Consider the following 22,366-nt stretch of genomic DNA (forward strand, 5'->3'; position numbering starts at 1 on the left):
AGGCTCTGGGTGCATGACCGGATGCCGCGTAATACCGAATCTCGCGCAATCAGCTATGCGCTTAAAACCATCAAGTTGCTCTATCCCGCTGTGGATTGGGTGCAGACGTTCGCCGACGAACGCTGTGGCCGGTTCGGCGTCGTGTATCAGGCGAGCAATTTCGATTACGTCGGCAGCCATCAAACGACGTTCTACGAGCTCGACGGAGAGTGGTATCACAAGATCGCCATGACAACGAAAGGGCGCAAAGCTGGCGCCCGAGGTAGTTTCTTGCAGGCGAACGCACACCGCGCCACCGCCCACACATTTAATCAGTTCAGGTATATCCGCTTTCTGAACAAGCGGGCGCGCCGGCGGCTAAACACGAAGCTGTTCAGCCCGAAGCCATACCCGAAACCTGAGAATTCTCCCTAGCCCGGCACCCGCCGGGTTTTCTTTTTCATCACCCGACGATCGGGCCAGCCCCGACAGGGGGAGGACATGAAAATGCCTGACAAAAACCCCGACTTGTGGGCGCAACTGATTGCATGGCTTGCCGCTCACAAGGAGGGCGGCGGCTATGCGGCCACGGCCGCGCTAATGGCGTTACTGCGCAGCGCATACGTTGGCCAGCAGGGATGGACACGCCGACTAATTGACGCCGCCATGTGCGCGATGGTCGCGTATTTCATCAAAGATTGCCTGGCTGCGATCGGCTGGGATTCCACATACGCCTATCTCGGCAGCATGTTTATCGGCTATGCCGGCGTCGACTATTTCGGAAACATGCTGCGCCGCATCGCCAGCAACCGCACCGGTTCCCCACGACAGGAATAATTCATGACTCAGGATCAATTCAAAGAGGCGGCCGGTATTGGCGCCGGACTGGCTGCGCGCTGGTTTCCACATCTGGAGGCGACGTTCGCCGAGTTTGGTATCACGTCGTCAGTGGCGCAGGCAATGTTCATTGCTCAGGTAGGGCATGAGTCGGCCGGTTTCACCGCGGTCGCGGAATCGTTCAACTACAGCGTGTCCGGCCTGCAATCGACCTTTGGCAAGCGGCTAACTGCGGAGCAATGCAAAATGCTTGGGCGCCAGCGCGGCGAATCGGTGGTGCCGGTGAACCGCCAGGCGGCGATCGCGAATCTCGTCTACGGCGGCCGCCTGGGTAACAAATCTACCGGGGATGGTTGGAAATACCGCGGGCGCGGCCTGATCCAGATCACCGGCGCCGACAATTATCGCGCCTGCAGCGCCGGCATCAAAACCGATTTGCTGTTGGTGCCTGACCTGCTGGAAAAAGACGAGTACGCGATGCGCTCCGCTGGCTGGTTCTGGAAATCGCGGAGTTGTGGCCAATACACCGGCGACGTCGAACGGGTGACGCTGCTAATCAACGGCGGAAACAACGGGCTGGCAGATCGCAAAGAACGATTTGAGCGTGCGCGACAGGTGCTGGTATGACTCAAGAAAAAATCAAAGTTCCAGTCCAGAGGCCTATGGCGAGCACCGTGGATGCTGATATCGCGCGTGCCGCATATGAAGAGTATGCGATCCAATGCGGCGACGGACAGTCATTTGAGCGACTTCATCAACGGGGTGGATTTTGCTGGGCTGAACTGGCAGCGCTTCTTTATGCCCGGATAAAACGCCTAGAGGGTGAGCAGAAATGACTTGGCTCTCGAGGCTCACTGGCGGCGGGTTGCTGCTCCTGCTGGTGGCGTCAATTTGCCTCGGCGGTTACAGCTCGCTGTTGTTGCACCGGTTGGAGCTGGCACGCCAGCAAGTTGCAGAGCAGAAAAAGACGCTGGCGCAGCAGGCAGGACTGATCACCACACTGCGCGCGGATGACGCCCGTAATCGCGCAATGATGGCCGAACAGCAACGGAGAGAGCAGCAGCTGCGCCAGCAGGGCGAAAACTACCAGAGGAAATATCAGGATGCCATTAAAAATGACGAGTGCGCCCGCCGCACTGCTCCTGGTGCTGTTCTTGGCCTCCTGCGCGGAACGGACACCGCCGCCGCCGCTCGTGCTGTTTCCCCCTGAATCGGTGTTCACCCCCTGCGAGCAACCAAAACTGCAGGGTGATACCTGGGGCGACATTGGCAGTCATGCGCTGGCGCTTCAAACAGCGTTATCAATCTGCGCCGGCCAGGTGGCCACACTGAACCAATGGCGGGAAGGTATCAGAAAAGACCCATAGCATTACAGGTGGCCTTTGCGAGGGCCATCGATAATGCAAAATAACCAAAGTCGTCTACCTGCACCCACCGCGCACCCAGCGCACCGGCAGGCTGATGGCTTTTTTTATGGAGAATGCTATGTCACAACCGGAAGAAAGCGGCCTCGAGCGCGATTACTGTGCCGGTCAACTTTCTCTCCGCGACTTGGCAGAGATATACGGCATCAGTGAGGGGGCAATCAGGAAGCGGGCCAAAAAGCATGGCTGGGTACGCAAGGGAAAGAGCGGTACGCAAAAAGGTACGCAGGTACGCAAAAGCGGTACGCAAAAATCAAAGGTGCGTACCGGAGGACGTAGCGCCAAATCTGGAAGCATCCAAGAAAGCGACGAAGCCCCAGAGTCAAAAACGAAACCGATTCGTGGCAAACGCACAGACCCGCCTGTTAATCCCTTCGGTGCAAACAACCGAGCTGCTTTGAAACATGGTGGCTATGCCCGGCGGATGCTCCTTCCTGACGATGTGATTGAAGATGCCGAAGCGATGGGGCTGGAGGATGAACTGCGCCGGGTGCAGGCGTCCAACCTGATTGCAGCGGCGAATATTGGCCGATGGGGTGAAGCGCTCCGCGATGAAGAAAACGAAGAGCGAAAAAAAATCCTCCGCGAAAACATCCGCGGCGCTGAACAGGCAATGGATCGCAACACGGCGCGCATCGAGTCGATTTTGCGTACCTTCAGCCAGCTGGCCGTTAGCGAGGCGATGCTGCCAAAAATTGAAGCAGATACCGATTTTCGCCGCGCGGCAACGAACAAGACCCGCCTGGAGTGCGAAAAGCTGGGTAAAGAGCTGGCTGACGATGACGACAACGACACGCCGAAGCCTGTGGCGATCAACATCAACGTGGTAGACGCCAGGAGGTATGATGATAGCGCCGACGCTTAATATTCCTCAGGCTCGTTTTCTGGCGATGCCGCACAAGTTCAAAGCCTACGTCGCCGGGTTCGGTTCTGGCAAAACGTGGGTAGGGTGCGGCGGTATCTGCAAGGGCATGTGGGAGTTTCCCCGCATCAACCAGGGCTACTTTGCGCCGACTTATCCGCAGATCCGCGATATTTTTTACCCGACGGTCGAGGAAGTGGCGCACGATTGGGGGATGCGCGTCCAGATCAACGAGAGCAACAAAGAGGTGCATTTCTACGCCGGCCGGCAGTACCGCGGAACGACGATCTGCCGCTCGATGGAAAAGCCGGAAACTATCGTCGGTTTTAAAATCGGTAACGCGCTGATCGACGAGCTCGACGTGATGAAAAAGGAGAAGGCACAAAAGGCCTGGCGAAAAATCATCGCGCGTATGCGTTACAAGGTGGACGGGCTACGCAACGGGATCGACGTCACCACGACGCCGGAAGGATTCAAATTCGTTTGGCTCCAGTTCGTCAAAGAGGTACGCGACAAGCCGGAGTTGGCGACGCTGTACGGCCTTGTGCAGGCGTCGACGTTCGACAACGAAAAGAACCTGCCGCCGGACTACATTCCCTCGCTGATGGGGAGCTATCCGCCGGAGCTGATTAAAGCCTACCTGCGCGGACAGTTTACCAACCTGACGAGCGGCACCATTTACCACCAGTTCGATCGCCGTTTGAACAACTGCGACGAGGTGGAGCAGCCCGGCGAGCCGCTTTATATCGGGATGGACTTCAACGTCGGCAAGATGGCCGGCATCGTTCACGTTCTGCGCCTGGGGCTGCCGTGTGCGGTTAACGAAATCATCAACGCGTACGACACCCCCGACATGATCCGCATCATCAAGGAGCGTTTCTGGCTTTACGATGGCGCCGATTATTGCAAGGTGAGGGAAATTTACATCTACCCGGATGCGTCCGGCGATTCTCGCAAGTCGAACAACGCCAGCAAAACGGATATTGCCCAGCTGCAGGATGCCGGATTCAACGTGATAGTCGATAACGCCAACCCACCGGTGAAAGACCGCATCAACGCGATGAATGCCATGTTCTGTAATGCCAACGGCGAGCGGCGCTACAAGGTCAACGTGGCGCGCTGCCCGGTTTATACCGAATGCCTTGAGCAGCAGGTGTGGGATGAAAAAACCGGCGAGCCGGATAAAAAATCCGACAACGACCACCCCAACGACGGCGCCGGCTACTACATCCACAAAACCTTCCCGATCATCAAGCCGGTTACCAACCTCAACATAGGATTCGCATACTGATGTCCACGCAAAACATCGATTATCGCCACCCGGCATACCGCGAGTTTCTGCCCGAGTGGGAGCTCGTCGGTGACTGCGTTGATGGTGAGCGAAAAATTAAAAAGCGCGGCAAAAAATACCTGCCGCACCCTAGCAGCGACAGCGTCAACGACGACCCACAGGATATTCGCTACAAGGCGTATAAGCAGCGGGCGCCATTTATCAATGCGACCGGGCGGACGCTCTCCGGCCTGCTGGGTATCGCCTTCAACAAGCCGGTAAAAATCACGTTTACTGGCCGCGTTGCGGAACTGGAGGCGGACGCCGACGGCGAGGGGCAACCACTCACGCAACTGATCCGCGATAGCGTCAGCCAGAACCTGCAGCGCGGGCGCGCCGGTATCCTGACGGACTACACCGCCTCAGGTAGCCAGACGCTGGCGCGGCTTGGCCGTCCAATCCTGCGCCTGTTCACCGCCAAAGAAATCATTAACTGGCGCGTGACCGCCGGTAAGACGTCGCTGGTGGTGGTTCACTACGTCGAACCCGTAGATGACCCGCAGAATTTCGAGCTGTTGCTGCAAAAGGTGTGGATCGAGCTGCGCCTGGTTAATGGACTGGCGTACGCCCGCCGTTGGCAGCAGAGCGCCGCCGGCATGATGGAGGGAAAGCTGGTCGAGCTGAAAGACAGCGCCGGCAAGCAGCTTACGGAGTTGCCGTGGTCATGGATTGGCTCGAGCAACAACGATCACACCCCTGATGCGCCGCCGCTGGCTGATATCGCCAACGTGAACGTTAAGCACTACCAGGCGGAAGCGGATATCGCCGAGATTTCGCACCTCACCGGGCAGCCAACAATTGCAGTAGGTGGTCTGGATCAGCAATGGGCCGATAAATATCTATCGAGTGGCGTCAAAGTCGGTTCAACGAAGGGCATTTTACTGCCCAAAGACGGCGTGATCAGCATCGTGCAGGCCGAAGACCGCAATCTGCCGCTGACGGTGGCCGAACGCCGCGAAAAGCAGATGGCCATGCTGGGTGCGAAGCTGGTGGAACGTAACACCTCCGCCCGTACCGCAACGCAGGCCACGGACGAGGCGCAGACAGATAACAGCATCCTGTCCTTGTGCGTCGGCAACGTGGAGCAGGCCATCAACCGGGCGCTGACGTTCGCGGTGATGTTTGCCGGCAGTGGTGAGGCTACGATCGAGCTGAACAAACGCTATGAAATTTCCGCGCTGGATTCCGCGGCGCTGGCGGTACTGATGCAAATGGTGCAGTCCGGCCAGATGCTGCTGGTCGACTTTATCCGCTACCAGCAAAGCATCGGCTTGATTGACCAGAGCATGACGCCGGAAGAGGTGGAGGATTTGCTGCGCAACCAGGCGCCGGACCTGACAGGAGGCGGACGTGAGGACGATAAACAGCCGCCTGCATGATGAGACGCTCGCGCACGCGCTGTTTGTCTCTCGCTATTCGACCGGCGTCGCCCGGCGAATGGTGAAAATTCTCGACCAGGCGGACGCCGAGCTTTCTTCAAAATTGCTGATGGCGCTGGATGACCTGGACCCGCAGAGCTTCACTGTTCGCCGCCTTGATTCACTGCTGGCCGGTGTGCGAGATATCAACCGGCAGGTTTACCAGCGGCTTTACGGGGCGCTGAGCGACGAGCTGGGCGATTTTATCGGGTACGAGGGCGGTTTCCAGTTCAGCCTGTTCGATTCTCTGCTGCCCGACCTGGTGAAACAGCGTTACCCGCTTATCAGCCTGACACCGCAGCAGGTTTACGCCGCAGCGCTGGCGCGGCCGTTTCAGGGGCGTTTGCTGAGCGAATGGGCCGACAAGCTGGAAAGCGACCGACTACAGCGCATCAGCAACGCCGTGAGCCAGGGTTATCTGCAGGGGGAAACGACAGACCAGATTTATCGGCGGATCCGCGGCACCCGCACACGAAATTATCAGGACGGTGTTTTGCAAACCGGCCGGGCCAATGCAACCAGCGTGATAAAAACCGCCGTCAGCCATATGGCGGCTGTAGCGCGCACGGAATTCGCCCAGGCCAACGCCGACGTTATCGACTGCAAGCAATGGCTGGCAACCCTCGATAACAAGACGACGCCGACCTGCATCGTGCGCGATCGCCTGCGCTACACGCTGGACAACAAACCCATCGGTCACAGGGTGCCTTATGGCGCCGGCCCGGGGCGGATCCATTTCTGCTGCCGGTCGGTGGAAACGCTGGTGGTGAAATCGTGGCGAGCGCTGGGTATCGATGCCGACGAAATGCCGGCGGGTACTCGCGCCAGTATGGATGGCCAGGTCCCGGCGGAAACCAATTATCGGGACTGGCTGCAACGACAGCCCTACCGGCGCCAGGTAGAGGTATTGGGCGAAACCCGTGCCCGCCTGATGCGCGACGGCGGTATGCGGCCGGCGGAATTCTTTTCCGACAAAGGGGAGTGGCTCAGCCTGCAGCAGCTGCGAGAAATTGACGAACGGGCGTTTTCGGACGCCGGACTATAGCGACCGCCACACGGCGGTTTTTTTATGCCCGCGGCCTGGGGCCGCAACATCACAACGGGGTTGATGATGAAATTCAAAATCACGAAAGACGAGTACAACGCGCTGAATGACGTGCAAAAGGCGCTCTATAAAGAGTCCGGCGACGGCTACCAGGTGCAGATCGAAGGCATGCCCGACACGTCAGAACTCGACGGCCTGAAAAAGAAGGTCGACGAGCTGATGACCGAAAAGAAAACGGAGCAGGCAGCGCGGCGTAAGGCCGAGGAAGACGCCAAGAAAGCGGCGGAAGAGCAGGCCAAGAAAAACGGCGACGTTGAGGCGCTGGAAAAATCCTGGGCGCAAAAACTGGCTGATGCCGAAGCGAAGTCGAAAGCGGAAATCGAGTCGCTGAATACCAGCCTGCATGGCCTGCTGGTGGACAACGTGGCGCAGAAACTGGCGACTGAACTGGCGGGCGACGCCGCGCCGGTGATGCTGCCACACATCAAGTCACGCCTGGCCATTGAAGAAAAAGACGGTCAGCACGTGACGCGCATCCTTGACGGTGCCGGCAAGCCGAGCGCGGCCAGCATTGATGAACTGAAAAAAGAATTCGTCGGTAACGCGGCCTTCAAGGGCGTGATTATCGGCAGCAAAGCCAGCGGAACCGGGGGTAACGGTGGCGGCAACCCTGGCGCCGGGGGCGGCGGGAATGGAAATGGCGACAACCCAGATTCACTGGTGAGCCGTGCACGACAAATTATCGAAAACAATCAGGAGTAACGCATGTCCCTCATTATTTTTCAGCAGCAAGTTTCTACCGCCGCGACTGAGCTGGTGGATCAGGAAGTGCAGAAGTTTAACGCCGCCTCGGGCGGCACTCTCATTTTGGGTAACGGCGATCACATCGGTGATTTTATCGAACAAACCAGCTGGCAGTTGATTGGCGGCCTCGCTCAGCGCCGTAATGCGTACGCGGATAAAAAATTAACGCCGGATGAGCTGGGCCAGCTGCTGGATCGCATGGTTAAAGTTGATGGACGTATTGGTCCTGTCAGCGTCACCCCTACCATGATGAAGCGCCTGGGGAAAGACGTCTCAGAGGCGGCAGCAGTAGTTGCAGCACAGGCGGCTGAGGCGATGATTCAGGACTACCTGAACACCACCTGCGGCGCACTGAAAGCGGCGATTTCCACCAATAGCGGAATGATCACCGATCTCTCCGGTGCCGCCGGCAGCGCGGTAAAACCGTCACTGCGTGGCCTGAACAAAGGCGCCCGACCAATGGGTGATGCGTTCTCCCGACTGCTGGCCTGGGTGATGGATGGTGCAACGTACAACGACTTCATCGATGAGGCGCTGACGAACGCCAACAGCCTTTTCAAAATCGGTAACGTGAACGTGATGCAAGATGGCCTGGGCCGCCGTTTCATCATTTCCGATATCCCGGCCCTGGCTGATGACAACTTGCAGCATGTGCTGGGCTTGACCTCTGCCGCCGCGGCAGTACAGACCACGCCGCTGATCATGAAAGCGCAGGACGTTCTGGGTAATGAAAACCTGAAAGCCCTGATGCAGGGCGAGTACGATTTCACTATCGGGCTGAAAGGCTATCAGTGGAAAAACGATAACCTCAAGTCACCAACGGACGCACAACTGACCACCGGCGCAAACTGGAACAAGGTGCGCACCAGTAACAAGGATACCGCTGGCGTTATGGTTACGTTCGGGGAAAAGGCGGCCAAAGTCGGCGGCTAATCTATTCGGGGCTTCGGCCCCGTTTTTATTGGGGGTGATCATGCTGATAACGGATCCCGCTTCGCCGGATTTCAACAGCTACGCCAGCGTGCGGGATGCTCGTGATTTTGCTACGACACGCGGCTATTCGTTGCCTGACGATGACAGCGAATGCGAAACGCTGCTGATGCAGGCGATGGATTACCTGGCAGGGCAAAGCTGGCGTGGTTCCCGTTCATCGCCGGATCAGGCGCTGCCGTGGCCGCGCTCCGGTGTGATAGTGGACGGTGTGCCGCTGGCCAGTGACAAAATCCCGCGCCAGCTGATCCAGGCACAGTGTCGCCTGGCGGTAGAAGCGCAGGAAACCGACCTGACGCCGAGCTTTGCTGGTGGCGGCGAAGTGGTAGCGGAAAGCGTCTCCGGCGCGGTGGCGGTGCAGTATGCCGAGGGCTCAAGCGGAAACGCGCCATATTTCTCGTGGTTGGCCGGCCTGCTTAATGGGCTGCTCGGCGAGGGCGGCGGCATTAATTTTGACGTAATGCGGGGCTGACATGGCAATCAACTATACCCGGATGCGCGCCACCGCCACACGGTTGCTTACCGAGAACGGGCAAAAGCGCGTGCTAACCCGGGGCGGGAAAGTGACGCGGGTAAACGGGAAAGAGGTGCGATTACCCGACGAAAAGGCGGACGTGATCGGCGTTGTGACGGAATATAAGCCGGGCGAAATTGACGGCACGCTGATCCAGAACGGCGATGTGCTGTTGGTGGCAACCTACCAGACGGAAATCCGTATCGATGACCGCATCGAGATCGACGGGAAAAAATATCGCGTGGTTAATCCGCATCCGGTTAAGCCGGCAGCGGTGCTGATCTGCTACCGCGTACAGCTGAGGGCATGACATGGCAGAAAACGACGTGTTCATGCAGGCGATCACTGCCTTCGTGGACAAGGCAAAGGCCAATCAGGCGCAGGTAGTCCGCGCAACGGGGATCCGTATTCTCACTCAGTTGTTGGATAAGTCACCCGTTGGCAATCCCGAATTGTGGGAGGTGAACGCCACGGCCAAATCCTATAACGATGCGGTTGCAGAACACAACGATGCGCAGCGCAACGATCCGGCCAACCTGACACCGACCGGGCGCCTGAAAAAGCGCGCCAGGGTATCCGACAGCATGGATATCAAGGCGCCGGCCGGTTATACCGGCGGCCGGTTCCGCGGCAACTGGCAGGTGGGGTTGGATGCGGCACCGCAGGGTGAAACCGGCCAGGTGGATAAATCGGGCGGTAAAACGCTGGCCGCCGGCACGCTGGTGATCGAGCGTTTTCGTGTCGGCATGCAGGCGGTGTACTTCACCAATAACGTTCCCTATGCCTACCCGCTGGAATTTGGCCACTCGTCGCAGGCGCCTGGTGGCATGGTGCGGATCACTGCTGCCGATTTCCAGCGCCATTTCCAGGCAGCCGTATCGGAGGTGAAATCGTGAGTCATACCCGCATAGCTGAATTGCTCGAGGCGCGCCTGGGTGAATGGGCCAATGCTAAAGGCGTGCCTGTGGTGTGGGAGAATATCTCGGAAAACCCGCCGGATACGCTCTATCTTCAGGCCTACGCGATGCCGGCGACCACGACGACGATCGACCTGGCTGAAAAGCTGCAGGTGCTGCCGGGCATCTGGCAGATCAATGTCGTGGCGAAGGCCGGCGAAGGCGTCAGCGTCAATGGCGCCCGCGCGCTAGCCGATGAGGTGGCCGCTTTGTTCCCTGCTGGCCTGGCGCTCAGCGATGGGGGGCTCACCTGCTACATCAGCACGCCGCCGACGGTTTACCGTGGCATCACGTCGGACACCCGCTATTCCATCCCCGTCAGCATGAGCTATCGCGCTCACCTCATCACACACTGACCGCCGCGGCGGTTTTTTTATGCCCAAAATTGGAGAATCCACTATGGCATTTGCATTACCAAACGGCGCCACGGTTTTCGCTGGTTCCAAGATGGCGGCAGCGCTGCCAACATCAGCGGTTAGTAACGCCAAGGGCGCGGTGTTTACCGTGGCAAATGGCACCCTGGCCGCCGATGACATTGTGCTCATCAAATCAGGCTGGGGAAACATCGACAACCTGGTCGCCAAAGTGACAGCGGCGACGGCAACGGCGGTGACGATCGGCGCACTGGATACGTCGAATACCAAATTTTTCCCGGCTGGCGGCGGCGCCGGCGCGCTTATCAAAATCACCGAATGGACGCAGATCCCACAAATCACCGAAGTGGGGGCGTCTGGCGGCGATCAGCAGTACGTGCAGATCCAGTTCCTTGAGGACGACCGCCAGCGCAACCTTGCGACGTACAAGGCAGCCAAGACCAAGACGTTTACCTTTGCGCATGATTCGACGTTGCCGATTTATAACGTCCTGATCGCTGCCGATCGCGTTGGCGACATTCTGCCGTTTTACATGTACGCACCAACGTCGAAAGAAACCCGCTACTGGTCCGGTACGCCATCCTTTGACCCGCAGCCGACATCGGCCGTGAACCAGGTGGAAACGGTGCAGGTATCGATCGCGGTACAGTCCCGCACCATGACGTTCTACAAGGACAAGTAATTTTAACCCTCGGGGCGCAAGCCCCATTTTTTCGCAGGTTCCGACATGACAGCAAAATTTACCCTGGTCCCAAACTCGACGTTTAAAAAAGACGTCACAATCCCGCGCGCCGGCGCAGAAGATGGCGTGCTGACGTTCACGTTCAAGCATAAGACCCGCAGCCAGCTGGAAGCGCTGGAAAACACCCTGCGCGAGGCGACGGAAAAGCAGATTGAGGCCGGCAGCCACGGCAGCGCGCCGATGGTGGCATTCATCGAGGAAATCGCCGTTGGCTGGGCGCTGCCTGACGAGTTCAACAGCGAGAACGTGCTGGTGCTACTGGAAAACTACCCGCGTGCGTTCGACTCCATCGCCATGACTTACACCCGCGAGCTGATGGCGATTCGTGAAAAAAACTAACAGCGGTTGCCTCGGCGTTCTATACGCCTGATCCGTCGCCGGAAGAACTGGCCGCATTTGGGTTTACGCCCGAGGACGTCAAAGGGGAGCCGATCGACGTGCTCCCCGACGTGTGGCCAGTGTTCGAGGTGTTCCGGGCAATGGCGACGCAATGGCGTACCGGTATGGGCGGCGTCACCGGGTTGGATTACAACTGCCTGCCCTGGGTGATGAAATTGCACGGCGTCGACGATGAGGCAACCGCGTTAACGGATATCAGGGTGATGGAAGCCGCTGCGCTTGCCACCATCCATAAAAAATAAAGCCAAAAGGCAGGAGTGAAATATGAAATGCGATTTAAAACTTGGCGTAAACGTCGACGCCTCCGAACTGGATAAAGTCGAGGCACAGTTAACGCGGATCGTTGATTTGTTGGACAGGATAAATAAACCGAGAAAAATTTCATTTTTTGATGGTGAAGGGGCGTTGCGTCTTGTTATTTCCCCGTTTGTTGTTGAACAAAATCATGTGCTGATAAACGATGCCAGCATTGATTCGGCGAAAATTTCCAATGCGATTATTGCTAAGGCAGAAACCGTTAAAGCCCAAGATGACGCGGTGAAAAACTCGATTCGCGAGGCGATTGAAGAGTTTCTGGATAAGGCAAGTAGACCCGGCGGCGCAATTTGGCGGGCAATTAAGTCCTAAAACATAGCCAGCCTAACGCTGGCTTTTTACTGCACGGAGCCCCGCATGACAGACATTGCATCGATCTCCCTGCGCGTCGATACCGGCGACCTGCAGCGCGGCAACAGCGAGCTGGATAAATTCCAGAAAACCGCTGCAGGCGCCGCCGGCGCGGCTGACGGTTTCAATGCCTCTGGCAAAGAGACGGCCAAAGTATCGAAAGAGGTGGCGCACGAGGTCGAGGAAACGCACAAACGGGTAGCGGAATACAGCCGCCGCCTGCGCGAGACCCAGACCACGGCGACGGCATCCGGCCGGGCGCAGGACCAGCTGACCGAATCCTACTTCCGCCAGATTGACCGAATCAAACAGCTCGGCACCGGCACGCAGGAATTGCGCGCCATTCAGTCGCAGGTGCGCGCCGCCCGCGCCGCCGGCAATATCACGCAAAACGACTATCTGACGCTCACCAGCCACGCCGCGGAAAAAATGCGCGAGCTGACCAAAGCCGAAGAGGCATCGGCGGCCGCCAAATCGATCTTCATCCAAAAGCTGAAAGACCAGGTGGCGACGCAGAGCCTTTCGCGGGAAGAGCTACTGCGCTACCGTGCCGCGCAGTTGGGCGTTGGTTCCGCAGCGGACATTTACATCAAAAAGCTGTCCACCGCTGGCGACGCCACGCATAAATTCAGTTTGCAGACGTCGGCCGCCCGCCGGGAGCTGGGCGTTATGCTCGGAGAGCTGGCGCGCGGGAACCTGGGCGCTTTGCGTGGCTCCAGCATCACCCTGACGAATCGTTCCGGGCTGATCGACCAGTTGATGACGTTTCGCGGCGCAGCGGTCGCAGGATCAATAGGGCTTGTTGTAGCTGCGTTTGGCGGTCTCGCCATTGCATACGAGAAGGGAAGTGCGGAAGCCAGAGAATTTAACCGCTCGATCATCCTGACTGGTAACTATGCTGGGCTGACGTCCGATCGTTTGGCTCTCATGGCCGACAAGGTTGCGGATTCAACCAATAGCACTGTAAGCAAGTCCGCCCAGGCTTTGGCAACCCTCAACTCTTCGGGCGAATATACAGCTTCACAGCTAAGCATGATCGCCACAGCAGCGATCAATATGGAACAGGCTACCGGCCAATCCATAGAGAAAACCGCCGAGCAATTCAAGTCATTGCAAGGTGAGCCACTGAAAGCTGTCGTGGCACTCAATGACCAATATCACTTCCTGACCTCGACGGTTTACGACCAGATCGCGGCGCAAATTGAAGCAGGAAACACCCGGAAAGCCCAGGAAATTGCGGAGCAATCCTATGCGCGCGCCATTAATGAGCGCGCGATGGAAATTAAAGAAGGGCTAGGGGTGCTTGAGTCTGCCTGGGATGGCATTGGTCGGGCTGCCTCGTGGGCGTGGGATAAAATGCTCGGGATAGGACGAGATGATCCGGTCGCCAGGTTGGAGAAAGCGCGTGCAGTTCTCAATTCTCCTGTAACGTCTTCGTCTGCAAAAGATAAGGCTATGGGGGACATACTCAATAGCCTGGTGGGTAATCTGCAGGCGGACTTGCAAGGTGCTCAGCAGCAGGCCGCGAACGACAGAATTAAAGCGTTGCAAAAAGTTGACTCCCTTGAAAAATCCATGGAGTCGAACGCAGAAAAACGCGTAAAGCTCCACAAGGAAATTAACGAGCAACTCCGATTAGGCTACATCACCCAAGAACGGGCTGACAAACTCAATGCCCGGATCGATGAAAAATTCAAAGACCCGAAAACACCGAAAGGGCGCCAGTATACGGCGCCGGCCGGTGATCGTGCCGACGAAAAAGCGCAGGCCGATTTGTTGGCGCTCCAGGCACAGCTCAAAGTGCTGCAGGACCACCGCAGCATCAATGACACCATCAGCCAACAACGCAAGGATTTGTGGGCGGAGCAGGCGAAATTTGCCGTTCTGGAGCAGGCCGCCGATAAACGGAAGCTGACAGCTCAAGAAAAATCGCTACTTTCCAGCAAAGATAGCGTGCTGGCGCAAAAGGAACGGCTGGCTGTTCTCGGCGACGAGATCGCCAAGCAGGAGCGGCTTAACAAACTTCAGGACGCTTCGTCCAAGTATGTCACCCAGATGAGCGAGAAGCGTCAGGCGCTGCGTGAAAGCGCCGGCTTGAGCGATCGGGATGCGCGGCGCCGCATGGAAGAGGCGCAGCTCGCGCAGGGCTGGCAGAATCAGGGCGGTAGCCTGCAAGATGACGGTTACAAGCGGCAGCTGCAGGCGGCACGTGATTTTTACGCCGAAGAGGACAAACTGCGGGCCGACTGGAAAAAAGGCGCATTGAAAGGCTGGAATGAATATCTGGACTCAGCGACCAACGTCTATTCCTCAGTCGCTAACGTCGCCAATGCTGCATTCACTGGGCTGAGCGACACGCTTACCAGCCTTGCGACAACCGGATCGGCCAACGTTAAAAGTTTCGGCGTCTCTATGCTGAAAATGGTGGTGGACGTCATCAACAAGCTGTTGGTGGCATACGCCGTTCAGGCGGCTATGGGGTGGATTGGCAACTCGCTCAGCGCGCCATCTGGCGGCAATAACCCCGGCGCAGTTCCAATGGGGCTGCATTACGACGGCGGATATACCGGCGACGGCGGCAAGTACGAGCCTAAAGGCATCGTGCACGGCGGTGAATTCGTGTTCACCAAAGAGGCGACTCGCAATATTGGTGTTGGCAACTTGTACGCCATGATGCACAGCGCCCAGGGTTACGCGGACGGCGGCTATGTAGGTAACGCGCCAATGCACGGGCTCACGGCGGCGGGAGGTAATTCGATCGTTGTTCATGCGCCGGTCACCATCACGCAGGAAAGCAGTAATGGTGGCGACGTCAGCGCAGCTAATACCGCCAACACAGCCCGGCAGTTGCAGGGGATTGTCCAGACCGAAATCACCGATCGCCTGAAGCGCGAGATGTCGCCGGGGGGATTGTTATATTCAGGACGCAGATAAACGGCCAGCCGCAACGCTGGCTTTTTTATGGGGGACAAATGGCCGTTGATACCTTTACCTGGCGAACGCAGGCGCAGCCGACAGGCTCGGAGAATATGAGCGTGATCGCCGTTCAGTTTGGCGATGGCTATAAGCAGGTGGCCAGCAGCGGCCTGAATGCCACGGCTCAATCGTGGACGTTGAGCCTGACCGACACAAAATCCAACGTGGCGCCGATCCGCTCGTTCCTGCAAAAACACGTCATCACGTCGTTTTTCTGGGTAAACCCCTGGGGTGAGAAAAAGCTCTATCGGGTGAAAGCGGATTCGATTTCCTCGACGTTTCTCGCCGCTGAGGTGATCACCTTGTCATTCACCTTTGAAGAGGCCTTTGCACCATGAGTTTAACGCAGGATCTACAGTCGCTGGAGCCAGGGCAGCTAATCCAGCTGGTTGAAGTCGACGGTACGGCGTTTGGTATGGACCGCGTGCTGCGCTTCCATGCGCACAACATACCGGCTGACGGCTGGGCATCGTTCGCCGCCGAGAACATGCCATCGATCATCTGGCAGGGCAACGAATACGACCCTCACCCGTATGAATTTAAAGGCGCTGAGTTGACGAGCACCGGAGCGCAGCCAATGCCGACGCTTTCTATTGGCAACATCGGAAACTATGTAACGTCCTTATGCCTGGCTTACGACGATATGGTTCAGGCGAAGGTGCGCATTCGAACGACGATGGCGAAGTATCTCGATGCGGCCAACTGGAAAGCCGGCAACCCCAGCGCGATGCCGACCGAAGAACGGGTGCAGCTTTTCTACATCAACGCCAAAAAGGCCGAGACGCGCGCCCAGATCGACTTTGAGTTATGTACCCCGTTCGATATCCAGAACCTGCAGCTGCCGACCCGGCAGATCACACCGGTTTGCACCTGGTGCATGCGTGGCTGGTATCGCACCGGTACCGGGTGCGACTACAACGGCAATCGGTATTTCAAGAAAGACGGCACTCCAACGGACGATCCTGCGCAGGATGTTTGTGGCGGCCGCCGGCGCGATTGCGAGGATCGTCACGGAAAAGGGAATCCGCTGCCTTATGGGGGCTTTCCAGCAGCGAACCTGCAGGGGAAATAACGATGCGAGAAAAAATACTGGCGGCCATCCGCCGACATGTGGCCGCTGAATACCCGAACGAGGCCTGCGGGGTGATCATCGAGACGGGAAAGCAGCAGCGGTATATCCCCTGTAAAAACATTGCCGACAAGCCGACGGGCTATTTCACGCTTTGCCCGCTTGACTATGCAGCTGCCGAAGCGCTGGGCGAGGTGATTATGGTGGTTCACTCTCACCCTGATGTTGTGCAGCTCATTCCCTCGGAGTTCGACCGCATCCAGTGCGACCATTCCGGCGTGGAGTGGGGGATCATGTCCTGGCCGGACGGTGACTTTTGCACAATCTCGCCGCGGGGCGAACGCTCGCTGGTTGGCCGGCGCTGGGTGCTGGGTTATGCCGACTGCTGGACGCTCATCATGGATTATTACCGCCAGCATCACGGCATCCTCTTGAAAAATTATTCGGTGCAGCGCGAATGGTGGATCGATGGGAAAGAAAACATCTATGACGACAACTGGCAGGCAGAGGGCTTTGTCGAAGTGTCGTCCGATGCTATCAGACCGGGCGACATGGTGATGATGCAGATCAGCGCGCCGGTAACCAACCATGCAGCGATTTACCTCGGCGACAACACCATTCTGCACCACAACTTCGGGAACCTTTCGGCGCGGGTACCGTACGGGAAATATTACCGTGATCGCACCGTGCGGGTGGTTCGACACAAGGAGCTATTGGATGCTTAAAAAAATCACACTCAAGGGAGCGATGGGTAAAAAGTTCGGCCGGCATCATGAGTATGCGGTCGCGGATTTGCGCGAAGCGTTGCGCGCAATGTGCGCCACCATCCCAGGCTTTAAAAAATACATGTCCACGGCTCACATCGACGGGATCCGCTTTGCATTTTTCAGCGGGCGGGAAAATATTGGCATCGAAGAATTCGACATGGCAAAAGGCGCCAATGAATTCGTGATCATGCCGATAATCGAGGGTGCCAAGCGTGGCGGTGTGCTGCAGGTGGTGATTGGCGCTGTGGCATTGGTGGCCGCGTTCTTCACTGCCGGTATGTCTATGGCTGCCTGGGGTGCGGCAATGACGGCCACGACGATATCAGCCACGTCAATTTTGACGGGCGTCGGCCTGAGTATGATGCTGGGCGGTGTGGTGCAGCTGCTTACCCCTCAGCCCAGCATGAACGTTGGTGCTTCCTCAAGTACCGACAACAAACCCAACTATGCTTTCGGCGCGCCGGTGAATACCGTGGCGATGGGGTACCCGGTACCGGTGCTTTACGGCGAACGGGAGATCGGCGGCGCTATCATCAGCGCCGGCATTTTCTCAAGCGACCAGCAGTAACTGCTTGTTAAACGGTTTATGGCTGCCTCCGGGCAGCTTTTTTTATGGGTGAAAAATGAGACTACTTGAAGGGCAAACGGTCATCAGTGGCCGCAAAGGTGGCGGTGGAAGCCCACATACTCCGGTAGAGCAGGCTGACGATCTGCTGTCGGTCGCCAAACTGAAAATGGTGATTGCGTTATCGGAAGGAGAAATCCAGGGCGATCTCACGGCGCAGCAAATTTTCCTGAACAATACCCCGCTGGCGGATGATGCCGGCAATTACAACTTTTCAAACGTGAAGTGGGAGTATCGCAAAGGGACGCAGGATCAGACCTATATCCAGGGCATGCCGGAGATCGACAACGAGATTTCGGCGAATATTGTAGTTAAAGTTGCTTCGCCGTGGGTGCGCCAGTTCTCCAATCTGACGATCGATGCGGTGCGAATCAAGCTCAGTCTGCCTATCCAGTACCAGTACAAAGACAACAACGACATGGTCGGGACGGTCACGCAATATGCTATCGATCTCTCAACAGACGGTAGCGCCTACCAAACCGTCGTTGATGGGAAATTTGATGGCAAGACCACCTCAGACTATCAGCGCGACCACCGCATCGACCTGCCGCGGGCAACGTCTGGTTGGTCTATCCGGGTGCGCCGCATTACGCCTGATTCGACGTCCAGCAGACTGATCAATGCCTTCAAAGTGTTCTCTTTTGCTGAGGTTATCGACAGTAAGATGCGTTACCCCAATACGGCGCTGCTGTATATCGAGCTCGATTCCAGCCAGTTTAACGGCAGCGTGCCGAAAACGACCTGCAAGCCGAAAGGCAAGTTGATCCGCGTGCCGGACAACTACAACCCGGTCACGAGAACCTCAAGCGGGACGTGGACCGGTAATTTTAAGCTGGCCTACAGCAATAATCCGGCCTGGATTTTTTACGATCTGGTGCTGGATGAAATTTACGGCATGGGCGGGCGCGTTGATGCCAGCATGATCGATAAATGGCAGCTATACAGCATTGCCACATACTGCGATGAAATGGTGTCTAACGGTGCCGGCGGGAAAGAGCCACGCTTTACCTGCAATGTATTCATTCAGAACCAACAGGACGCCTATACGGTACTCCGCGACCTGGCCGCCGTGTTTCGCGGTATCACCTTCTGGGGTAACGATCAGATCTACGTGAACGCGGACGTGCCGCAAAGCGACGTCGATTACGTGTATCACGTTTCAAACGTGGTTGACGGCGTTTTCACCTATGCCGGTGGTTCGTATAAAAACCGGTTCAGTTCATGCCAGGTGTCTTGGTCAGATCCGCTTAACCACTACTCGGACACCATCGAAGGCGTCTATGATTCCGAGCTGGTCGAGCGCTACCGCGTGAATCAGATGCAGCTGACGGCAATCGGCTGTACCTCGCAGAGCGAAGCGCACCGCCGGGGCCGGTGGGCTATTTTGTCCAATGCCAAAGACGGATCGATTTCCTTCAACGTGGGGCTGGATGGTTACATCCCGCTGCCCGCGGAAATCATCGGTGTGGCTGATCCTTTCCGTGCGGGCCGGGAGAATGGCGGCCGTATCAGCCAGGTTGGCGGCCGGAATATTACCGTTGACCGTCCGGCAAACTATGCTGTTGGCGACCGCCTGGTGGTGAACCTGCCAGATGGCACTGCGCAGAGCCGCACAATCAGCGCTATTAGCGCCGACAAAAAGACGCTGACCGTTTCAACGGCTTATCGGCAAACACCTGTGCCGGGGGCGGTGTGGTGCATCGACAGTGACAAGCTGGCGATCCAGTATTTTCGCGTCACGTCTATCTCAGCAAACGATGACGGCACATTCACAATCGCCGGGGTGCAGCATGACCCCAACAAGTACCGCTATATCGATGACGGCGTGCGTATAGATCCGCGGCCGATCTCAGTCACGCCGCCAAACGTCATGCCGGCGCCGAAGGGAATCGCTATCACCGAAGTCGACCATCAGGCGCAGGGGCTGACGGTAGCATCCATGCAGGTGACCTGGGAGCGCGTGGAGGGCGCCATCGACTATCTGGCACAGTGGCGCAAGGATAAGGGGGACTGGGTAAACATCGGGCGCACCAGTGCGCAGGGGTTTACCGTTCAGGGGATCTACGCCGGGGTGTACGATGTGCGCGTGCGCGCCGTGAATGCGGTCGACGTGTCATCGCCCTGGGGTTATGCCGACTCGACCACGCTCAGCGGTAAAGTGGGTAAACCCGGCACGCCGGTGAACCTCATGGCCAGTGATAATGTCGTATGGGCCATCGATATCACCTGGGGCTTTCCCTCCGGCGCCGGCGATACAGCCTACACCGAGATCGAGCAGGCAACTACCGCCGACGGCCAGAACCCTCTGTTGCTGGCAAACGTTCCCTACCCTGGGGTGAGCTATCAGCACGGCCCTATGCCGGCGGGTGTGCGCCGTTGGTACCGCGCGCGGCTGGTTGACCGGATCGGGAATAAGGGGGATTGGACGCCGTTTGTTGCCGGCATGTCGAATGTAGATGCCGATGACCTGATCGGCTCGGTGGTTGATGAATACCTCAATTCCGAGGACGGCAAGGCGCTGCTGGAGCCGCTGAAAACCAGCCCAGAGGCTATTTTGCAAAGCGTGCTGGCGGAATACGGCACCGCTAACCAACAATGGGCCAACTATGGCGAAAACCGGGCCGGGATAATTCAGGCACAGAAGGTGGCCGCTGATGCTCAAAGCTCAGTTGCGCAGCTGGAAACCGACGTCACCGCCAAATTCAACGATCAGGAAGCCGCCATACAGGAGAAAATGACGGCCTACGCAGACGCTTCCGGCCCTTCGGCGATCTGGACGTTGAAAACCGGCGTTAAGTACAACGGAACGAATTACGACGCCGGCCTGGCGGTGGCCGTGACCGTCAACGGCACACAGGTTGATACACGCGTCGCCGTCAATGCTAACCAGTTCGTGGTTATCAGCGGTAGCAGCGGAAGCTATTACTCGCCGTTCATTATCAAGGATGGACAGGTGCTTATTAGTCAGGGCTTTATCGGCAAGGGTTGGATAGAAAACGCGATGATTGGCGATTATATCCAGTCGAATGATTATGTTGCTGGAAGGCAAGGATGGAGGCTTGATAAGAGTGGCGTCTTTGAAAATAACGGGACGGGTAGCGGCGGAAGAATGATCCAAAGAAATAATTCAATCAGGCTATATGATGGCAATGGAGTGCTGCGTGTAGCTATAGGCGAATATTAAGGAGAACATGTGGCGTGGGGTTTTCAAACGTGGGATATGAACGGCACTCCGAATAATACAGGCATTGTTAAGGTTTTCACAATTGGGACAATTAGAGTTGAGCAAAATCAAAAATCTGGTAGCTGGAATTTCAATGTCCCAAGTGGGTATAGAATAGACTTTATGAGCCTTCAAGATGGGATAGGTTTTACTCAAGAAAGGAGAGGGCTAAGAGTTGTTAGCAATAACACCATAGAAATGTTTGATGCAAATGGTGTCTGGGGCGGTGGTACTGCCCCTGCATACTCTGGTTGGGTTATTATTTATCTTGTGAAGGTGTGATTATGTCATGGGGAGCGTTATTTGTAGATAACGATGGGGTACCGTGGGCTACGCCAGATAGCACGCCGATGAGCTTGGTTAAAAAATATCGTATAGCTCGCGCTGGAGCAGGAAATGATCAGCTCGATGTTGATTTTACTAAGCCAGTTGTTTTGGCAATGGTGGCAAATACAAACGGAGTTATCGCCTCTGTATCCAGATCTGCGAGTGGTGGTGCATCTGTCACATCTAAGTTAATAATTGGCAATGGTCCATATGCTATAGATGTTTACGCTTTCTCGACACAATTTCAACCAGCGGTAAAATTTGGAATTAACATATTTGATGCGCAGGGCAGATGCATTCAAACTAATGAAACTAAAGTTATGCCTGCGCCGCGGCGGCTTGGCGAGCCTGGGAGCGATGGGGCCGGTTACAATGTGAGAGAAACCTTGGCGGGCAGATGGGCGATAATACCAGCCACTACAGGTTACATTACGGCTGTTATTGGTCATCAACAACCAAGGCCGTTCCAGCAACCAATATCGAGCTTTTCAGCTTTTGATGGGAGCAATACATCAGTGTATTCCGGCGCATGGGACACTCCCGGCGGTGAAGCGCACAATATAACTTATTACAACACAAAGGATTCAGTGTACGTAATAGATGTATCTGGCTTTTGATTGCCGATATGATCGACAATGCCAATTGATTTTGATGATATTGATCGTTGCAAACGATCGTTAGTCAAGGCTATCGATGATAGGATATGGATATCACAGCAAGGGAGATAATAAAGGGATGAAAAGGTTAGCTGTTTTATTATTGGTTTCAGCATCTATCACTGGCTGCGCAGGCATTTTGGAAAAGCAAGAACCTATTTGCTATGGGACGGCCATTATCGCTGGGCAGGAGACATCAGTTCCTATCTATGGCGTTCGCAAGCAGGTTGAACAGACACAATATAGAGCTGGTGGACCGTTCGGTTGGCGTTGGGTTAATAAAACCAACTTCACTCGCACGACCTGCGATAAATAAAAGTCACTCAACACCAAGCAACCCGGCCACTGCGCCGGGTTTTTTGTTGCAAAAATTCAGGAGAACA

29 protein-coding genes are annotated in these 22,366 nt (G+C 56.6%); all 29 read left to right on the plus strand.

What is annotated here, in order from left to right; translation table 11 throughout:
* Positions 1-414: Mom family adenine methylcarbamoylation protein (locus FUU19_RS22230; protein WP_488266389.1), on the plus strand; the 414-nt coding region annotated here is incomplete at its 5' end.
* A gap of 66 nt (positions 415-480) precedes the next feature.
* Positions 481-816 (plus strand): phage holin, lambda family, encoded by a 336-nt coding sequence (locus FUU19_RS22235; RefSeq protein WP_049273114.1) that lies wholly within the window; start codon positions 481-483, stop codon positions 814-816.
* Positions 817-819: 3 nt separating this feature from the next.
* Positions 820-1,443, plus strand: coding sequence for a glycoside hydrolase family 19 protein (locus tag FUU19_RS22240; protein ID WP_230490394.1), 624 nt, complete (start codon positions 820-822; stop codon positions 1,441-1,443).
* Positions 1,440-1,652 carry a hypothetical protein gene (locus FUU19_RS22245; protein WP_230490395.1) on the plus strand — a complete coding sequence of 71 codons (213 nt, stop codon included), beginning with the start codon at positions 1,440-1,442 and terminating at the stop codon, positions 1,650-1,652. Before FUU19_RS22240 ends, FUU19_RS22245 begins: the two co-directional genes overlap by 4 nt.
* Positions 1,649-2,026, plus strand: a complete 378-nt coding sequence (locus tag FUU19_RS22250; RefSeq protein ID WP_230490396.1) for a DUF2570 family protein — start codon at positions 1,649-1,651, stop codon at positions 2,024-2,026. Before FUU19_RS22245 ends, FUU19_RS22250 begins: the two co-directional genes overlap by 4 nt.
* The gene (gene lysC / locus FUU19_RS24780; protein ID WP_430726493.1) at positions 1,932-2,183 is read left to right on the plus strand and encodes an Rz1-like lysis system protein LysC; all 252 of its coding nucleotides are present in this window, start codon (positions 1,932-1,934) and stop codon (positions 2,181-2,183) included. Before FUU19_RS22250 ends, lysC begins: the two co-directional genes overlap by 95 nt.
* A 118-nt stretch (positions 2,184-2,301) precedes the next feature.
* Entirely contained in the window at positions 2,302-3,105 is an 804-nt protein-coding gene (locus tag FUU19_RS22255; protein WP_230490397.1) for a hypothetical protein, read from the plus strand.
* Complete coding sequence (locus FUU19_RS22260; RefSeq protein ID WP_230490398.1) at positions 3,083-4,393, plus strand: terminase large subunit domain-containing protein; 1,311 nt, start codon at positions 3,083-3,085, stop codon at positions 4,391-4,393. The genes FUU19_RS22255 and FUU19_RS22260 overlap by 23 nt, the downstream gene beginning before the upstream one ends.
* Positions 4,393-5,811 (plus strand): DUF4055 domain-containing protein, encoded by a 1,419-nt coding sequence (locus FUU19_RS22265; protein ID WP_230490399.1) that lies wholly within the window; start codon positions 4,393-4,395, stop codon positions 5,809-5,811. Before FUU19_RS22260 ends, FUU19_RS22265 begins: the two co-directional genes overlap by 1 nt.
* Positions 5,783-6,895, plus strand: a complete 1,113-nt coding sequence (locus tag FUU19_RS22270) for a phage head morphogenesis protein (RefSeq protein WP_230490400.1) — start codon at positions 5,783-5,785, stop codon at positions 6,893-6,895. The genes FUU19_RS22265 and FUU19_RS22270 overlap by 29 nt, the downstream gene beginning before the upstream one ends.
* A gap of 66 nt (positions 6,896-6,961) precedes the next feature.
* A complete protein-coding gene (locus tag FUU19_RS22275) occupies positions 6,962-7,657 on the plus strand; it encodes a hypothetical protein (protein WP_223182006.1) in 696 nt (231 codons plus the stop codon).
* Between the two features lie 3 nt (positions 7,658-7,660).
* On the plus strand, positions 7,661-8,632 hold the full coding sequence (locus FUU19_RS22280; protein ID WP_141969446.1) for a major capsid protein: 972 nt from the start codon (positions 7,661-7,663) through the stop codon (positions 8,630-8,632).
* A 40-nt stretch (positions 8,633-8,672) separates the two neighbouring features.
* Positions 8,673-9,161, plus strand: coding sequence for a DnaT-like ssDNA-binding protein (locus FUU19_RS22285; RefSeq protein WP_230490404.1), 489 nt, complete (start codon positions 8,673-8,675; stop codon positions 9,159-9,161).
* A gap of 1 nt (position 9,162) precedes the next feature.
* Positions 9,163-9,513 carry a hypothetical protein gene (locus tag FUU19_RS22290; RefSeq protein WP_230490405.1) on the plus strand — a complete coding sequence of 117 codons (351 nt, stop codon included), beginning with the start codon at positions 9,163-9,165 and terminating at the stop codon, positions 9,511-9,513.
* Between the two features lies 1 nt (position 9,514).
* A complete protein-coding gene (locus FUU19_RS22295; RefSeq protein ID WP_230490406.1) occupies positions 9,515-10,099 on the plus strand; it encodes a hypothetical protein in 585 nt (194 codons plus the stop codon).
* Positions 10,096-10,515 (plus strand): DUF4128 domain-containing protein, encoded by a 420-nt coding sequence (locus FUU19_RS22300; RefSeq protein ID WP_230490407.1) that lies wholly within the window; start codon positions 10,096-10,098, stop codon positions 10,513-10,515. Before FUU19_RS22295 ends, FUU19_RS22300 begins: the two co-directional genes overlap by 4 nt.
* A gap of 43 nt (positions 10,516-10,558) precedes the next feature.
* Positions 10,559-11,215, plus strand: a complete 657-nt coding sequence (locus FUU19_RS22305) for a phage tail protein (RefSeq protein ID WP_230490408.1) — start codon at positions 10,559-10,561, stop codon at positions 11,213-11,215.
* A 45-nt stretch (positions 11,216-11,260) separates the two neighbouring features.
* Positions 11,261-11,614, plus strand: coding sequence for a phage tail assembly chaperone (locus FUU19_RS22310; protein WP_085336835.1), 354 nt, complete (start codon positions 11,261-11,263; stop codon positions 11,612-11,614).
* Positions 11,615-11,661: 47 nt separating this feature from the next.
* The gene (locus FUU19_RS22315) at positions 11,662-11,916 is read left to right on the plus strand and encodes a DUF1799 domain-containing protein (protein WP_049273137.1); all 255 of its coding nucleotides are present in this window, start codon (positions 11,662-11,664) and stop codon (positions 11,914-11,916) included.
* A 22-nt stretch (positions 11,917-11,938) separates the two neighbouring features.
* Positions 11,939-12,301, plus strand: coding sequence for a hypothetical protein (locus FUU19_RS22320; protein ID WP_230490409.1), 363 nt, complete (start codon positions 11,939-11,941; stop codon positions 12,299-12,301).
* 45 nt (positions 12,302-12,346) lie between these two features.
* Positions 12,347-15,274, plus strand: coding sequence for a phage tail tape measure protein (locus FUU19_RS22325; RefSeq protein WP_230490410.1), 2,928 nt, complete (start codon positions 12,347-12,349; stop codon positions 15,272-15,274).
* A 38-nt stretch (positions 15,275-15,312) separates the two neighbouring features.
* Positions 15,313-15,654 carry a phage tail protein gene (locus tag FUU19_RS22330; RefSeq protein ID WP_230490411.1) on the plus strand — a complete coding sequence of 114 codons (342 nt, stop codon included), beginning with the start codon at positions 15,313-15,315 and terminating at the stop codon, positions 15,652-15,654.
* On the plus strand, positions 15,651-16,388 hold the full coding sequence (locus FUU19_RS22335; protein WP_230490412.1) for a phage minor tail protein L: 738 nt from the start codon (positions 15,651-15,653) through the stop codon (positions 16,386-16,388). Before FUU19_RS22330 ends, FUU19_RS22335 begins: the two co-directional genes overlap by 4 nt.
* A 2-nt stretch (positions 16,389-16,390) precedes the next feature.
* Positions 16,391-17,110 (plus strand): C40 family peptidase, encoded by a 720-nt coding sequence (locus FUU19_RS22340; RefSeq protein ID WP_230490413.1) that lies wholly within the window; start codon positions 16,391-16,393, stop codon positions 17,108-17,110.
* Positions 17,103-17,720, plus strand: a complete 618-nt coding sequence (locus FUU19_RS22345) for a tail assembly protein (RefSeq protein ID WP_141969423.1) — start codon at positions 17,103-17,105, stop codon at positions 17,718-17,720. The genes FUU19_RS22340 and FUU19_RS22345 overlap by 8 nt, the downstream gene beginning before the upstream one ends.
* Before the next feature lie 55 nt (positions 17,721-17,775).
* Positions 17,776-20,961, plus strand: a complete 3,186-nt coding sequence (locus tag FUU19_RS22350) for a TipJ family phage tail tip protein (protein ID WP_230490414.1) — start codon at positions 17,776-17,778, stop codon at positions 20,959-20,961.
* A 9-nt stretch (positions 20,962-20,970) separates the two neighbouring features.
* Positions 20,971-21,282 carry a hypothetical protein gene (locus FUU19_RS22355; RefSeq protein ID WP_121553939.1) on the plus strand — a complete coding sequence of 104 codons (312 nt, stop codon included), beginning with the start codon at positions 20,971-20,973 and terminating at the stop codon, positions 21,280-21,282.
* A 2-nt stretch (positions 21,283-21,284) separates the two neighbouring features.
* Complete coding sequence (locus FUU19_RS22360; protein ID WP_230490415.1) at positions 21,285-21,944, plus strand: hypothetical protein; 660 nt, start codon at positions 21,285-21,287, stop codon at positions 21,942-21,944.
* Positions 21,945-22,062: 118 nt separating this feature from the next.
* A complete protein-coding gene (gene cor, locus FUU19_RS22365; protein WP_121553994.1) occupies positions 22,063-22,299 on the plus strand; it encodes a phage exclusion lipoprotein Cor in 237 nt (78 codons plus the stop codon).
* The last annotated feature ends 67 nt before the right edge of the window (positions 22,300-22,366 follow it).

It is taken from the genome of Serratia montpellierensis (genome assembly GCF_020858655.1).
GTDB classification, from domain to species: Bacteria; Pseudomonadota; Gammaproteobacteria; order Enterobacterales; family Enterobacteriaceae; genus Serratia; species Serratia montpellierensis.

Coding starts and splice junctions, on each gene's coding strand:
- FUU19_RS22235 (WP_049273114.1), top strand. CDS start 481: ATGAAAATGCCTGACAAAAACCCCGACTTGTGGGCGCAACTGATTGCA.
- FUU19_RS22295 (WP_230490406.1), top strand. CDS start 9,515: ATGGCAGAAAACGACGTGTTCATGCAGGCGATCACTGCCTTCGTGGAC.
- FUU19_RS22340 (WP_230490413.1), top strand. CDS start 16,391: ATGCGAGAAAAAATACTGGCGGCCATCCGCCGACATGTGGCCGCTGAA.
- FUU19_RS22260 (WP_230490398.1), top strand. CDS start 3,083: ATGATGATAGCGCCGACGCTTAATATTCCTCAGGCTCGTTTTCTGGCG.
- FUU19_RS22240 (WP_230490394.1), top strand. CDS start 820: ATGACTCAGGATCAATTCAAAGAGGCGGCCGGTATTGGCGCCGGACTG.
- FUU19_RS22350 (WP_230490414.1), top strand. CDS start 17,776: ATGAGACTACTTGAAGGGCAAACGGTCATCAGTGGCCGCAAAGGTGGC.
- FUU19_RS22265 (WP_230490399.1), top strand. CDS start 4,393: ATGTCCACGCAAAACATCGATTATCGCCACCCGGCATACCGCGAGTTT.
- FUU19_RS22250 (WP_230490396.1), top strand. CDS start 1,649: ATGACTTGGCTCTCGAGGCTCACTGGCGGCGGGTTGCTGCTCCTGCTG.
- FUU19_RS22275 (WP_223182006.1), top strand. CDS start 6,962: ATGAAATTCAAAATCACGAAAGACGAGTACAACGCGCTGAATGACGTG.
- FUU19_RS22345 (WP_141969423.1), top strand. CDS start 17,103: ATGCTTAAAAAAATCACACTCAAGGGAGCGATGGGTAAAAAGTTCGGC.
- FUU19_RS22305 (WP_230490408.1), top strand. CDS start 10,559: ATGGCATTTGCATTACCAAACGGCGCCACGGTTTTCGCTGGTTCCAAG.
- FUU19_RS22335 (WP_230490412.1), top strand. CDS start 15,651: ATGAGTTTAACGCAGGATCTACAGTCGCTGGAGCCAGGGCAGCTAATC.
- FUU19_RS22290 (WP_230490405.1), top strand. CDS start 9,163: ATGGCAATCAACTATACCCGGATGCGCGCCACCGCCACACGGTTGCTT.
- FUU19_RS22325 (WP_230490410.1), top strand. CDS start 12,347: ATGACAGACATTGCATCGATCTCCCTGCGCGTCGATACCGGCGACCTG.
- FUU19_RS22360 (WP_230490415.1), top strand. CDS start 21,285: ATGTCATGGGGAGCGTTATTTGTAGATAACGATGGGGTACCGTGGGCT.
- FUU19_RS22280 (WP_141969446.1), top strand. CDS start 7,661: ATGTCCCTCATTATTTTTCAGCAGCAAGTTTCTACCGCCGCGACTGAG.
- FUU19_RS22330 (WP_230490411.1), top strand. CDS start 15,313: ATGGCCGTTGATACCTTTACCTGGCGAACGCAGGCGCAGCCGACAGGC.
- FUU19_RS22320 (WP_230490409.1), top strand. CDS start 11,939: ATGAAATGCGATTTAAAACTTGGCGTAAACGTCGACGCCTCCGAACTG.
- FUU19_RS22255 (WP_230490397.1), top strand. CDS start 2,302: ATGTCACAACCGGAAGAAAGCGGCCTCGAGCGCGATTACTGTGCCGGT.
- FUU19_RS22285 (WP_230490404.1), top strand. CDS start 8,673: ATGCTGATAACGGATCCCGCTTCGCCGGATTTCAACAGCTACGCCAGC.
- lysC (WP_430726493.1), top strand. CDS start 1,932: ATGACGAGTGCGCCCGCCGCACTGCTCCTGGTGCTGTTCTTGGCCTCC.
- FUU19_RS22310 (WP_085336835.1), top strand. CDS start 11,261: ATGACAGCAAAATTTACCCTGGTCCCAAACTCGACGTTTAAAAAAGAC.
- FUU19_RS22245 (WP_230490395.1), top strand. CDS start 1,440: ATGACTCAAGAAAAAATCAAAGTTCCAGTCCAGAGGCCTATGGCGAGC.
- cor (WP_121553994.1), top strand. CDS start 22,063: ATGAAAAGGTTAGCTGTTTTATTATTGGTTTCAGCATCTATCACTGGC.